Genomic DNA, 13,655 nt, shown 5'->3' with positions numbered 1-13,655 from the left:
AAACGGGTTCATCTGTTCTCTATCCTAAGATTGATCTGATCTAAGGTGTTGAAATCCTGCGAATGAGTGAGTATATGTGAGATAAACCCTTAAAACCGAGGGACGGGGAACATTAGTTCAATGTTTTAGGGAGCGGTTTGCCGCGGCGTCAGCTGCTTGTTCTGCTATTAAGTTAAGGGCAGATTAGTTTAAAAAATGACCATGATACAGAATTAAGAGGTGGGCTTATCGTTAGCTCTCTCAGAGGTTTCTTGCAGGTAGTAATAGCCTTATAAATAAATCAAATAAATCTTCAAATACAATGGCAATGAATAAAGGCAGTAAGATTGATTTAACGTTTCTTTTACTAATACAATTCCCTTCGACGTAAACTGGGCGGAGTGTGGTATCCTATTTCCCGCCACTATACCTAAGGATAGTAACTGATCTTCATATCACTTCTTTTCAGCAGGAAGACTCTCTCCTATAATGGAAGCAGGTTTCGCCTATCGTATGGAACAGGCAGAATCGAATCCTTTACGAACAAGAGGTGCAGTCTTGCTGTTAGTCAAACGAATCCTCCAATTAGCGATCCCTTCCATCGCCACCTTCTCCTCCATGACCTTCACTGGCTTGCTGGTGCTCATGATCGTCGGAAATCTGGGAGCGGCATCGATCGCGGTTGTTGGCATTACGAACATTATCATTTATAACCTGTGGGCCTTATTCTCCGGCGTACAAGGAGCGATTAACTTTCTCGTTGCCCAGAACAATGGCTCCGGCAATATCCGGCAGGGAAACCAGCGGATGCAGATTGCCCTGCTCATCACAGCCGTACAGGGAATTACTCTGCTTGCGGGCAGCTTTCTGCTCCCTTATGGGATTCTTTACCTGATGGGCTCTAATGAGACCATCCTCACTCTCGGTTCCCCTTATCTGCTGGTGAGAATGCTCGCACTGATCTTCACGATGTTTAATACAGTGTTCTTTGCCTATATGCGGGCCGTCGGGGATACGCGTACGCCAATGACTCTCTCGCTCATTAATAGCGCGCTAGTGGTCACATTAACTTATGTCTTGGCATATGGGGAGTTCGGCTTTCCGAAACTCGGACTTCAAGGTGCGGCGTGGAGCATGGTGGCTGCCGAGGCGGCTACCTTCCTGCTCAGTTTGCTCGTATATTACCGTTTCATGAGTGGCACGTACGCAACGCGGAGCTGGGTACGCATCGAGATGCAACAGGTGCGTCTGCTTTTGTTCGAAAGCATGAAGCTTGGTATAGCGGAGCTGTCGAACAGCGTTGGGATGCTTGTGTTTACTGCCTGTATCACAAGACTTGGCACGACGGCGATCGCCGCCAACGAGATTGCACTTAACATTTTGTCCTTCGGGTTCATGCCTTCAAATGGCTTCGGCGCTGCGGCTACGATCGGGATTGGACAGGAGGTGGGCAAGGGTAATGGCGCTGCTGCCAGAAGATTCGGCATTGTGACGGTTTATCTGGGCCTGATCTTTATGGCGCTGATCTCGGTCGTCTTCTTCTTGTTCGCCTTGCCGATCGCCAAGCTGTACACCTCGGAGGCGGTGGTGTATGAAACGGCGGTTTCGCTCATCCATCTGACCGCTTGCGTGCAGTTGTTCACAGGGGCAAACATTATCTTCGGCGGTGGACTTCGAGGCATAGGTGATACGACGTTTTTGTCACGGACGGCACTCGCTTTGAACTGGTTGTTATTCATTCCATTGACGGTCCTGTTGACCAGGGTACTCGATTGGGGGCAAACAGGCGCTTGGTCGGCGCTGTGCATGCTGATCGTACTAACGGCGGTTGCCAACGGGTGGCGCTACCTGACGATCGACTGGTCGCGAGTTAAAGCGAAGACTGGAAAAATACCGGCAACGTCAGCGGCTGGACATATGTAATAAAGAGAAAACAGCGGGTTATCACGACCGGCTGTTTTTCGTATGCTTGGAGCGTATCTAGCACATAGCAGCCACCGCGGTAGCAGCTCTTTCTTTCGTTAAGCTATTGGGCAGACAGCTCAACAAACAAACAGGATATCCTTGTCTTGTTTGGTATAACTACTTTGGATAGACTTCAACAGCAACTTAAACTCGGAGACGATAAAGCATTATCTGAACTAATAGTCTTATTTGGTCCAACTGGGACTTTACAAGAAATATCAATTAGTAATGGTTGGGGAGAAGAGTTCCTTTAAGTTAGCTACTCAGTTCGACGATATTGTGATGCCAGATGACTACGATATAACTAGGAAATATAGCTCAATACAACACGACGGCAGCTGGTTTGATGGTCAGCTGCCGTTCTTCATTGAAGTAAAGGGCAGGTTTGCGTAACAAATGGAATTTTTTTACGTCTAAAGAGTAATCTCTATACTAAATGATGCTTTACTTATTTTATAGAGTGGCTCCATAATTCAAAGGTAGGTGTATTAATGTACAAATTACTTAAAATTCTACTGTTGTGCTTTTAGTGAGTATACTTGCATCATGTGGCTCCACAAGCACGACTTCTGGGCTAATAAAAGTTGTCAGTAAAGAGAATTCAGAGAGGAACTCATACTGGATTAAGGTTGAAGATTTAGGAAAACATCCTGAGGAGGTTCAGCTGAAAGTAACTAATGAAAATACTTGGAACCTTATTTTAGAAGGAGAAATTTATAGCGTAATATACGATTTTAAAACAAAAGATGAAAATAAATACACCGGAAAGCTTGTTTTTATAAATCCGGCAGATAAGCCTTGAATAAAATTTTCGAAGCTTAAGCTAAACGAGGGACGGGGAACGATAGCTGAAGGCCAAACTTAAAGCTGTGCCGGCAAAAGGAGGGTTAGTATGTTTAAGATTATATTCACCCATATTATTATTTGGGAGGATTCATAGGGTTATTTTTTTGCTACTTATTATCGAAGGTTTATCAAATATGGGTGATTGCTTTTCTTGAAAAAGAAGCACGACTCGATCGATACTGAACCGGCATTTTGGGAACAGATTTATCAAAAACCTGCTTTATTCACATTTTGGACAGTTCTAGTTTTCATTCTGATTTGTTTATTACTACTCTCAAGAGAATTTATTAAGTTAGAGAGAATTCGAACGGAAAGTAAGCAAGAAAAGTTGAACTAACTGGGAACTTTAGTATAACTTTTGGAAAGTAAGGTGAACGGTAAGATGTTGGAGGATACATTTGTCTGGGGAATATTCGTAGCAGAAAGTTCTACCTCAAAGCCATTCCCGAATTTCTTTCCGGTTGGACTATATACAACACGCGAATTAGCTATTAAACAAATTGAAACAATGCCCAGGGAAAATAATTATCAACTTCTTAAAATGCCAATTAATAAAGATTTTTCGTATTACCATAAAAAGAATGGAAAATTAGTTGGAATGGATGCTATCCATCACGAACATTTTCATTTTAAAGACGAGTCTCATTAACTAACCATTAAGCTATCGTAAGAACGTTAGTTGAGAACAAAAAAATGGCAGCTGATCTAGATGATCAGTTGCCATTTTTGTGAAGTAAAGGGCAGGAAATGCACGGAAAGTCATTTTTATTTGCGATAGTATTTAACTCGAAGGGAGGGAGAACGATGGATTGGTTGGAGAGGATGAAAAGCGCCATGGATTATATCGAAACGAATTTGGAGGACAATATCTCATATGATGACATAGCGCAGATCGCCTGTTGCTCTACGTATCATTTTCAACGAATGTTCCCGTTCATCACCGGAATCTCGTTATCCGAGTACATCCGACGTCGACGTTTGACATTAGCGGCTTTTGAACTGCAGACAACCGATGCAAGGGTGATCGATGTTGCCATGAAATATGGATACCAATCGCCAGAAGCGTTCGCACGGGCGTTCAAGAATCTCCATGGGATCATGCCGATATCTGCGCGCGATAAAGGCGTTTCCTTAAAAGCCTATCCTCGAATGTCCTTTCATATCTCAAAAAGAGGAGATGTCGAGATGAATTACCGGATAGAACAAAGAGGAGCTTTTGAGATGTTCGGCGTTTATGGTCTTGTTAGTCAGGATTTTCAAACAGCATTTACTGATGTTCCTCAGTTCCGTGAACAATGTGATGAGGACGGCAGTGTGGATCTAATGAACGAGTTGCTGGGGCGGTTTGGTAATACCGTGCTGCACGCTGCCTTATATGACCATACGGGAGAATCATTCAAGTACATGGTTTGCTATCATCTACCGAAGGGACTTGAAATTCCGAAGAGATTTACAAAGCTTTCTGTTCCAGCTTTAACATGGGCTATTTTCCCGGAGCCGCAATGTGATTTATAAAAACTATGGGAACGGGTATATACCGAATGGTTCCCGACATCTGGATACGAACAGGTTGAGAGTCCTCAATTCGAAATGTATTATGGAATGCCAGGGCATACACAGGGTGAGATCTGGATACCAGTAAAGAAAAAGTAACGATGGAACTAACGAAGAGCGTTAGTTCCATCGTACAACCAAGGATGAAGCAGCCGGCACGATCGGCAGCTTCATTACGTTAACTGGGAACTTTAGTTTAATCAATACAGAGGCAGTAGATCAGAGGATCTACTGCCTCTTTTATTGAATGAAAGGACAGGATTTGTTTTAGTTACATGGAGAATACTTCCAATACAAGTTCTATTTTTAGGAGGTAAAGTGTATGGGTCCAAGATTGGAAACGATCCGGTTAATTCTTAGATTGTTTGAACCCTCGGATGCAAAAACAGTACAATTATTAGCTGGAAATGAAGAAGTTGCTCGGACAACACTCACTATTCCTCATCCACATCCTGATAGAGCAGCTGAAGCATGGATAGAACGTATTCGAAATGCATTCAATAATGGTGATATATACTCTTTCGCAATGATAAGGAAGGAAGATGAGGTGCTTATTGGTTGCGTAAGTTTACGTGTCGCCAAAAGCGAAAATCAGGCTGAGTTAGCATATTGGGTAGGTCATCCTTATTGGGGACAAGGATATGCCACAGAGGCTGCCCAATCAATATGTAAGTTTGGCTTTACAGACCCTAAACTTAAAACGTATATTTGCTGCTGCAATGGTGAAAAATCGAGCATCATACACCGTAATGAAAAAAATAGGGATGAAAACTGAAGTTAACTTCCCTAAACAAATATTAAAATCAGGCGTTTATGAAGAATTAGTTCATTACGCTCTGACTAATTAAACTATCTGGAAACGATTGTTCAACATAAGCAGTGCAGCAGCCGATCAATATTGAACGGCTACTACTGTTTATCAAGTGATGGGTAGAATTGTGGTATTCTAATAAGGGTCAATTTGATTTGGGAATTCTAGGGGGAAATATAAAGAGAATAAAAGTTGTATTTGTGCTAGTCATTTTTCTTATTTTAGGCGCGTGCTCAAAAGACGATAGTAATTCAGAGTGGATAAGAGTTGCTGATATGACGGGGAGACCTGTCGTGCTCACTATAATCACTGATAGAAACCAAATTAATAATATAAACCAAGTTACTGAGGTGCTTAAATGGCAGGACAGGCAAATAGAAACTACTGGTGACTCCAATTATCAATTTTGGTTAGAACGTAAAGGGGACGAATTCAGAATTACTAATCAAACTGAATAAAGCTGCCGGTACACGATCGGCAGCTTTGTTACGTTAAGGACAGATTAGTTCAAATATTTAATGCATGCAGTGGACACGTATTTGAAGCAATCTATAATTAATTGCTCTAAAGGAAGGTTTAAATTATGATTGAACAACAATCATTGCTAGCAGTAGCGGACAATAATGTCCATAGGCTTAGGTAGATTAAGCAAGAATGTTTGGAGGTTAATCCGATATGAAAAATTTAAATACACTATTTCGGCAAAGAATTGGAATGTTATCTCATGAAACAATACAGTTTGATAACTTAGATGTTTTACTTGAAAGAATTGCACGAGAGATACCATTTGAAAATCTTTGTGTCATTGACAATAGTGCAAGAAATATTACCAAAGAGAATTTAATAAACAAAATAATTACTAGAAATGAGGGCGGGCTGTGTTATGAGCTCAATACTATTCTGCATTTGTTCTTAATTGAAAATGGATTTACTTCGACCCTTGTTAGGGGTAGAACATACGACCATAATGAAAAACGTTGGAGTGCCGCTGGAAAGACACATATTTTAAATTTAATCACTCATGAAGATCATCAATATGTAGTTGATACTGGTTTCGGAGCAAACTTACCTTTAAGACCTATACCCTTAAGTGGAAGTGTTGTTGAATCTCATAATGGAGAATTTAGAGTGGAAAAAAACCGTAGTAAAGACGGTGAGTATTTTTTATATATTAGATTAAAACATAGACAGGAAGATTGGAAATTAGGTTATATATTTAATTCCACAGAGGAAGTAAAAGATTTTTCCGTGCTGAATGAAGTGCAGAAGTTAATAATAGAACATCCCGAATCACGTTTTAATAAAAAACCATTAGTCACAAAGATAAATGAACGAGGAATAATAATATTAACGAATGCTTCTTTCATCGAATTGAATAATGGTAAAGAAACTAAAAAGGAAATAGATGACACTATATTTAAGAAAATGCTCATTAATGAGTTTAATATTAGAACCTTTGGAAACTTTTCCTCAAAACTATAATTCATTTAAACGAGGAACGTTAGTTGAGAACAACAAAATGGCAGCTGATCCATATGATCAGTTGCCTGTTGAAGTAAAGGGCAGTTTAGCGTAGTGACAACTCACAGAAAAGATGTGAGGGAGACAGATACACATTCTTGTCTTTTATCGATATAACTTCTTGTCCTACGACAAAAGACCATGATTGTGACACAACCAGCTTGTCGGACGACAGGAACATCTATACAATGAAAGTCGCAAAAACTGCGGCTTTTTTATTTTTTGTATAGAAGTTCTTGTCGTTTGTTTAAGACAAGAACATCTATACAAAGCCGTAATAGGATAAGAACTTCTAAACAATTACGGAAATAAGTTATTCAACGAAAGGGCAGGATAGCGTGGCATATACACCGAATTAAGGGGAAATGTATCTGCGTTTCTAGTCATTCAGGAGGTAAAAAACGGACAAAGAAAAGACTAGAGAAAAGAATAAATTGCTATTCAATCTGCAGCAAACGACAAATCAGTTCTATCTAGTTGCAGAATTCGACTCTTCTGGTAATTCTATTGCAACACCCCTTGACTAATTGCTAAAGAAGCTCAAGCGTGGAAATTCGTTATAGATTTTCGCACCAACCAGCCTTCTGAATTTGATCTATTACTCAAAGATTTTCAATGAAAGTAAATTACGGGCTATGACACGTTCTGCCGGTCGTTAAGCAACAAAAAGAGGGGGAGTTTGGTTATGATACTTAGTGTTGAAGAACGGGACCAAATATTGGCCCAACTGAATGAGCGGCAGCGGCAATACTTATCAGATTATCTTGTTCGCGGTCATCGGACAGTATTTGCTAATGTCATGGCCAAGGAGAAGGGTTTTCATATTCCGGAGGATTCGGATCCGGCAGAAATCGAAAGGTTATTGCAAGACTGGATTTATGTGGGGTATATTGATGGCGGCCATGTTAGGCAGGACCTACGATGTGAATGCGGCCGGCCGCTGAGATATCAGCACCATGTAAGGAATAAATCCACTGGCGAAATAAAGTTTTTTGGTATTGAGCATTTAAAAGAGCATTTGGGAATTGGGGCAACTACAGTAGCTGCCGTTAAAAAAGGGTTCGATGCCATTGATTATGAATTGGACGAGCTTCTAACCAAGTGGAAAAATAAATGGATCATGGATCCGGATTTGCTTCAAGTGGATAGTATTCCAACGCCGGTTGCCGAACAAATTAAGCTTGGTCTCCCGTTGCTTGAAAAACAAATACGCAGCTTGAAACAGAATCGAATCAGATTACTTCCTAGAAAGCTAACCTTTGAAGGAAAAACGCCTCCCAAAGAAGTAGTTGCAGAAATCGAAAGAGATTTATTCAGCTGGAACGAGCCTCCCCAGACTTCACAGAACGATCCTTTTTATCTTTCGGAGAATTTAAAATCAGCTATACAAAGTTATATTAAGAGCGGTACTCAAAGCGCCCGTATCATTTCTGATTTACTGATTCTTGAGCACGCAGCTCCGAAGAAGCGTTTGATTACTGGTAAGCCGGAGATTTATGCTGCTGTGTGTATGTATATTGAACGTCATTATAATGTAGAAATTACTACATTGGGCGCGGAAGATCGTATTTACACGATTAATTCATAAGAAGTAGAAGTACTCCAAATGGGGAAGAAGCGTCAAAAGGGGATAACACATAAGAACGGTGCTGCAGAGAAGCTCGCGAGGATTTCTCTCTCGGATGTTCGGTCTGCTATGCGAGGTCGGCCAGACCCTTCGAAAATATTTTGGTGGTTATAAAAGAATATAAAAAGACATTTAGAGGTCTAACATGAAAATTAGATTCAATCATCCAGAGACAGCTATTCCAATGGTAGGTTTTTGGGAAGATCGAGACGCATTTTACTTTGATATTGAGTCTCCTAAGGAAGTGATGAATAATTTTTCCGAGAAAGAGTTAACGAATATATCCTCGAGTACAACACAGAGCGCTACCAATGGGGATTAAAAAGATGACTCCTGATGAATACAGAAGTCATCTTCTTACAGCCTAAGCCCTTTTTATTACGTCAGTTCAGTCATACGGCTGACGTTTTTTTACTTTATCCCTATTCACTAGCCGGCATATAGACAGACTAAATAACTTCGATAGATCCACAAATGGGGGTTTTTCTACGCTGTTGTACTCTTCTTCACTGATTTCAACAATAGAGCCTTGCAAATTCTGCTCTTGAAGCTCAGCTCGAACTCTATTTAGCATTTCTTCTTAAGAGAAGGAGTATTACTTCCTTTTACGTTTCCGTAAAAAAAAATCGTAATATTTTGCTCAAAGGAATGATGGTTCATTATTTCCTAAAATGAGGGAAACCGAACGGGAGGTATTAGCTTAAACCAGCACAACAGCTAGCCGGGAAGTAAAGAAAGAGGAGTTGTGGCCGTAAAACGCCGAAATGAGCAAAAAAGAAACGATAGAAGACATGCACAAGCTGGCCGCTGAACGTGGCGGACGCTGCCTGTCCGACCATTATATTAACAGCAAAACAAACCTCACTTGGGAATGTGCCAGTGGCCATACATGGGACGCAGTACCCGGCAAGGTAAAGCTAAGGGAATTGGCACGGACGCATGGTGGTGAGTGTCCGGCAACTTCCTACATAAACAACAAAACCCCGGTTCCCTGGCGTTGCAAATTTGGTCATGAGTGGAATGCAAAACCCAATGATATCACAAGTGGCCAGTGGTGTGGGAAGTGCGCAGGAAATCAACCATTAACAATCGATGACATGCATGAAGCTTCAAGGAAGCGTAACGGTTTGTGTCTTTCCAAAGAATACGTCAATAATCAAACGCCTCTTTTTTGGCAATGCGAACAGGGGCATACATGGGAAGCTACTCCTTCTGACGGTCCGGAAGATGGTGTAGGAAATGTTCGACCAAAAGGCGATCCGAAGCCCGGAAAAAATACTATAGAGGAAATGCATGAACTGGCTCGTCGACGTGGCGGTGAATGCTTATCGAATGTTTACGTTAATAGTCAAACACCGTTGTTATGGAAATGTAGTCTTGGACACCAGTGGTCGGCAAAACCAAATAACATTAAGAACGGAACTTGGTGTCCGAAGTGCAAGAACCGGAAAAAGTAAAGTGGGATTGCAAAGAAAGATATCTCGGTTGTCATCAAATGCGGCTCTTTTCAAATCTTATGAGCTTAATGACTCTATTAATCCGATGCAAGATACCGTAAAATATAGGCATACTTTTTATTTTAATTTTTGCTCCCGCCAAGCGGCTCAGGGAGTACCGTTGCTAGACTATTACTAACCAAACGCCTACCTATAGGTGCCTTAGTCTGTCCTTTTTTAGGAAGATGAAGCTCCTTTGGGTAGGCTTTTTTGCGTCTAAAAAAAGGAGGTGTACAAGGGATGAGGACGTCATGTTCATGTCCAGAGAAGTGTGCTCAAAAGGCGAAGATCCATCGTGAGCACCAAGAGAAATTTTTGAGTAACGCTCAAGACCGACTGGAAAAATTCCAAGAATTCTTGACGCAAAACGTGAACGCTTTGGTAAAGAGCAGACACGGTGACTGGCGACAAATCGACCGGTCTTTCTCAATTAATCAGATCAGAGAGGCAGTTCAGTTTGGGAACGTCCGGCTAACGTCTCACGGGCAACCATTATAACGTAGAGAAGGGAAACTTGCATGTTACCGGCACCATCAGTGAGCCCGGTCTCGTCTACGTGAACGGAATTCAAGCCGGGGTACAGGCGGACCTTACGTTCAGCGTCGACATCGACTTGCACCCGGGGATGAACCGAATCAACGTTACCGGCTCCGACTTGGCGGGCAACACCGCCTAGCCGGCCGGCTATAATGTCGTTCCCGCCGAAGGGTAAACGCATGAATGGAATTGGGAATAAGCCTGTATGAACTAGTCATACAAATTCTTGTAGTCCATGAATGTGGCAAAAGGCCAAGCGTCTATGAGGAGCTGACGCAGCTTCGGATCAGCAGCGAATTTCCATTCGAGGAGCCGTCGGAGCTTGAAGAGATTCGGCGATTGCGTCCAGCAGCCCCTGACTTGGCGAGCCGGGATTACAGCGAGCAACAGTGACGGGACAAGTTATATGGCGCCTGGATCGGGAGAAGCGCCGAATGCGCGCTAGGAAAACCGCTCGAAAACGGATTGTTCATGAGCGGAAGCGGCGGACGGCCCGGCTGGGAGAATGTGAAGCTCTGGTTCGAAGGTGCGGATGCCTGGCCGATTCAAGGCTATACGCCGCAGCATTCGAGGGCGGAGGCCGACTATGGTCTTGCCTTGTCCGACTGGAGCAAGGACAGCTTCCGCGAGAACATCCGTTTCATGGAGTCGGACGACGATATTCGATACACCGTATTGGGACTGCGTCTTCTGGAATCGCACGGCCATAATTGGGATTCGTTCACGCTCGGCAAGCATTGGCACCAGCATCTGACCTACGGTCAGGTCCGTACGGCGGAGACGCAGGCGTACTTAAACTTCGCGCAAGAAACGAGCCATATGAGCAGTCATAAACCGGACGATTGGCAGACCAAAAACGAGTGGGTGCGAACGTACCTCAATACGTACCGTGAGTGGATCGGCGCGCAAATTAGAGCGGACGGCTGGGGCGGCGGGGCGGCGGGCCAGCCGGAGCTTGCAGCTGAATTCGCATGGCGGGACGCTTCATTCTCGCATGTGAAGAACGGGATCTATGGCGCAATGTTCATCGCCGCCATGATTGCGGCGGCTTTCACCGAAACCGATAACGAGCGGATCATTGCCATCGGCCTTGGCCAAATTCCGTCTACCTGCAGGCTTGCCGCCGACATTCAGCAGCGGTAGACATTGCCCGCAGCGCCAAGGACCAGCTGAAGCTGGTAGATGAAATCTGGCGCGCATTCAACCATTACCATCCCGTCCATACGAATAACAATGTCGCCTTAGTTGCCGCATCGCTCATCTTTGCGGGGGATGACTTCGAGCGGGGGATAACGACAGCCGTCCTCGGAGGATGGGATACCGATTGCAACGGTGCCACGGTCGACTCTATTCTCGGAGCCAAGCTGGGAGCTCTGCACATTCCGGACTGCTGGAAGAGTCCGCTGAACGATACGCTGTACGCTCAGGTCAACGGCTTCCATCCGATTGCGATATCCGAATGCGCCGGAAGGACATTCGAGGTATTCCGAAAGCTGCAGGCGGCTACTTGAAGATAGCTGGTCCGTGAAGCCGATTCCTTCCGGTAAAAAACAAGCACACACGAGCGAATCATCGTTCATGTGTGCTTGTTTGGTTATATCGCGGCTATTCGGCCGCCACATCCTCCCGGCTCTCCAGCCGGACATGAAAACCAACCTCGAACATCCGTTCCCAAGGCATTCGAAGGTCGCAGAGCTGAATCCGCTCCGGCTGCAAGTCCTTCAAATATTTCCTAGTAAATACGGTCAGCATGGATCTTACAAGCTCAACGACCTCATCGTACTGGCCGGAGATGTCGAAATAGGTACCTCCGATTGCCGGAAGATGGGCGGTATGAATCTGAGATCGAGCGATCGATTGATATCCCCAGTCTTCAATCAGGCGCTGAATGTAGAACTCCCGGCTGTACCGTCCTCGCGCCTCGCTGTCCCCCTGCGGCTGCCGCATATAATAACTTTCAATAATTCCATGGGCGATGACCGTTCCAAGGGTATTGCCGGATGTATTCCAGCCGGCATAGGCATGGATGGAACCGAGCAGCCCGAGGGTAGTTAGGGATTGCATGAGCGAATGATCGCTCCCGTTCAATGTGGCCACGTCCGCCAGTGCAACGGCCTTGCCTTTGCCCAGATATCGCCGGAGTGCCGTCGTAAACTCACGGGGATTGATCTCGGAGAAATACGAACGATGCCGTTCACGAACCGGAGTCGAGCCGCCGGCGATGGCATTCTGTCCGTTTGCAGGCGAATGAACCATAAGAATGAGGTCGGCTTCGCTTGCGGAATCGCCGATGAACCCGCCGGCTGCGGTGACGTGCGCTTTGACGCTTTCGCCGAGCGTACGGTCCTCGAGACTTGGAATGATGGAAGGGCCGAGCGTGGAGGAGTATCGGACATACAGCTCCGGCTCGTAATGATGGAGATCGCAGAAAACCCGGCTCATCAAGGTACAGCCTGCTTCGTCCGCTCCCGGATAGATATGGATGCGGTCATTCAAATTCAGGCTGTCGGCCAGCGCGATCAGGTTGTTTCGTTCGGAGGCGGTGAAGCCGAATTCGGCGTTGTCGTCGAGCGGGATAATGAGCATGTCAAGCACGTTCTCTTGAACGAGCATGATGGAGGCTTCATTGACTGCCGCATTCACGCTTCGGCGGTTCAAATGCTCTTCAAGCACATGAGGTGGAATGGCTTTCTGTACATGATCCCAATCGGCTTGCTCGGAAGTATGGAGCGGATGATGGGTTCTTTTGTCCTGTAACCAAGAATACTGATAGATTAGCTTTCCGTACTGCGCATAGTAGGAAGGTTCCTCGTCGTCGCTGTCGTAGGAAGGCGTGCGCATGATCAAGTTCGTGCCGAAGATTTTAAGGGAAGGACAGGCGGCTTTCAGTTCGCGGAGCAGCTGCAGCTTGGCTAATGCCTCTTCTTGCGTAAAATGATGCAGCCGCGAGGGCACGATGCCGCCATAGACGAGCATGTCGGTCGAGACGATCAGCGCCTCCGCGTCCTCCGCAGCGCCGAGCAGCCACTGCACGATTGCGGTATGCTCAGCCGGTTGTTTCTTCTGACCGAGTATGCGGATGGAAGGGGAGTTAACGGTCATACCGGCAAGTCGTGCCAGCTCAAGCGGGTATTGTACATTGCAAGGTCTCTCATCTAAAGGTAAATAAGCAACCTGGAACATATGAATTTCCTCCAATACCGAATTGTGGAAGCCTATTTATTATAGCACCCAAATAAAAGAGAATATATCCAAAAAACAATAAATAAAAAAAGAATTCTTCCATTAGCGGCGGAACGGTGTTATGATGGTTACAAAT

Annotated in this window: 10 protein-coding genes and 2 pseudogenes; 10 read left to right on the top strand and 2 right to left on the bottom strand. The window is 44.5% G+C overall.

From position 1 onward, the window contains the following. Positions 1 to 468: 468 nt before the first annotated feature. From AC0YNT_RS30295 to AC0YNT_RS30255, 9 genes and pseudogenes are all read left to right on the top strand, one after another. Positions 469 to 1,902 (top strand): MATE family efflux transporter, encoded by a 1,434-nt coding sequence (locus AC0YNT_RS30295; RefSeq protein ID WP_475807881.1) that lies wholly within the window; start codon positions 469 to 471, stop codon positions 1,900 to 1,902. Between the two features lie 571 nt (positions 1,903 to 2,473). Continuing rightward, positions 2,474 to 2,746: a hypothetical protein gene (locus tag AC0YNT_RS30290; RefSeq protein ID WP_475807880.1), complete on the top strand. Its 273-nt coding sequence runs from the start codon at positions 2,474 to 2,476 to the stop codon at positions 2,744 to 2,746. Positions 2,747 to 3,172: 426 nt separating this feature from the next. Then, positions 3,173 to 3,439 carry a hypothetical protein gene (locus tag AC0YNT_RS30285; protein ID WP_475807879.1) on the top strand — a complete coding sequence of 89 codons (267 nt, stop codon included), beginning with the start codon at positions 3,173 to 3,175 and terminating at the stop codon, positions 3,437 to 3,439. 155 nt (positions 3,440 to 3,594) lie between these two features. Continuing rightward, positions 3,595 to 4,305, top strand: coding sequence for an AraC family transcriptional regulator (locus AC0YNT_RS30280; RefSeq protein ID WP_475807878.1), 711 nt, complete (start codon positions 3,595 to 3,597; stop codon positions 4,303 to 4,305). Positions 4,306 to 4,317: 12 nt separating this feature from the next. Beyond that, a pseudogene (locus AC0YNT_RS30275) lies at positions 4,318 to 4,443 on the top strand (GyrI-like domain-containing protein); the annotation flags it as partial. 223 nt (positions 4,444 to 4,666) lie between these two features. After that, a complete protein-coding gene (locus tag AC0YNT_RS30270) occupies positions 4,667 to 5,119 on the top strand; it encodes a GNAT family N-acetyltransferase (RefSeq protein ID WP_475807877.1) in 453 nt (150 codons plus the stop codon). Positions 5,120 to 5,830: 711 nt separating this feature from the next. Next, a complete protein-coding gene (locus tag AC0YNT_RS30265; protein WP_475807876.1) occupies positions 5,831 to 6,637 on the top strand; it encodes an arylamine N-acetyltransferase family protein in 807 nt (268 codons plus the stop codon). Positions 6,638 to 7,361: 724 nt separating this feature from the next. After that, positions 7,362 to 8,264, top strand: coding sequence for a DUF3895 domain-containing protein (locus AC0YNT_RS30260; RefSeq protein WP_475807875.1), 903 nt, complete (start codon positions 7,362 to 7,364; stop codon positions 8,262 to 8,264). A gap of 803 nt (positions 8,265 to 9,067) precedes the next feature. After that, the gene (locus AC0YNT_RS30255) at positions 9,068 to 9,760 is read left to right on the top strand and encodes a zinc-ribbon domain-containing protein (protein WP_475807874.1); all 693 of its coding nucleotides are present in this window, start codon (positions 9,068 to 9,070) and stop codon (positions 9,758 to 9,760) included. A gap of 478 nt (positions 9,761 to 10,238) precedes the next feature. Here the strand turns inward: AC0YNT_RS30255 and AC0YNT_RS30250 are convergent, their stop codons facing one another. After that, positions 10,239 to 10,517: a hypothetical protein gene (locus AC0YNT_RS30250; RefSeq protein WP_475807873.1), complete on the bottom strand. Its 279-nt coding sequence runs from the start codon at positions 10,515 to 10,517 to the stop codon at positions 10,239 to 10,241. A gap of 74 nt (positions 10,518 to 10,591) precedes the next feature. Between AC0YNT_RS30250 and AC0YNT_RS30245 the strand changes: the two are divergent. Further along, positions 10,592 to 11,847 (top strand): annotated as a pseudogene (locus AC0YNT_RS30245) (ADP-ribosylglycohydrolase family protein); the annotation flags it as partial. A 94-nt stretch (positions 11,848 to 11,941) separates the two neighbouring features. On the opposite strand, the gene AC0YNT_RS30240 reads toward AC0YNT_RS30245, so the two are convergent. Next, positions 11,942 to 13,519, bottom strand: a complete 1,578-nt coding sequence (locus tag AC0YNT_RS30240; protein ID WP_475807872.1) for a DUF4127 family protein — start codon at positions 13,517 to 13,519, stop codon at positions 11,942 to 11,944. Positions 13,520 to 13,655: the final 136 nt, after the last annotated feature.

Source organism: Paenibacillus sp. J22R56 (assembly GCF_056269375.1).
This window is presented reverse-complemented; position numbering and strand designations above follow the sequence as displayed.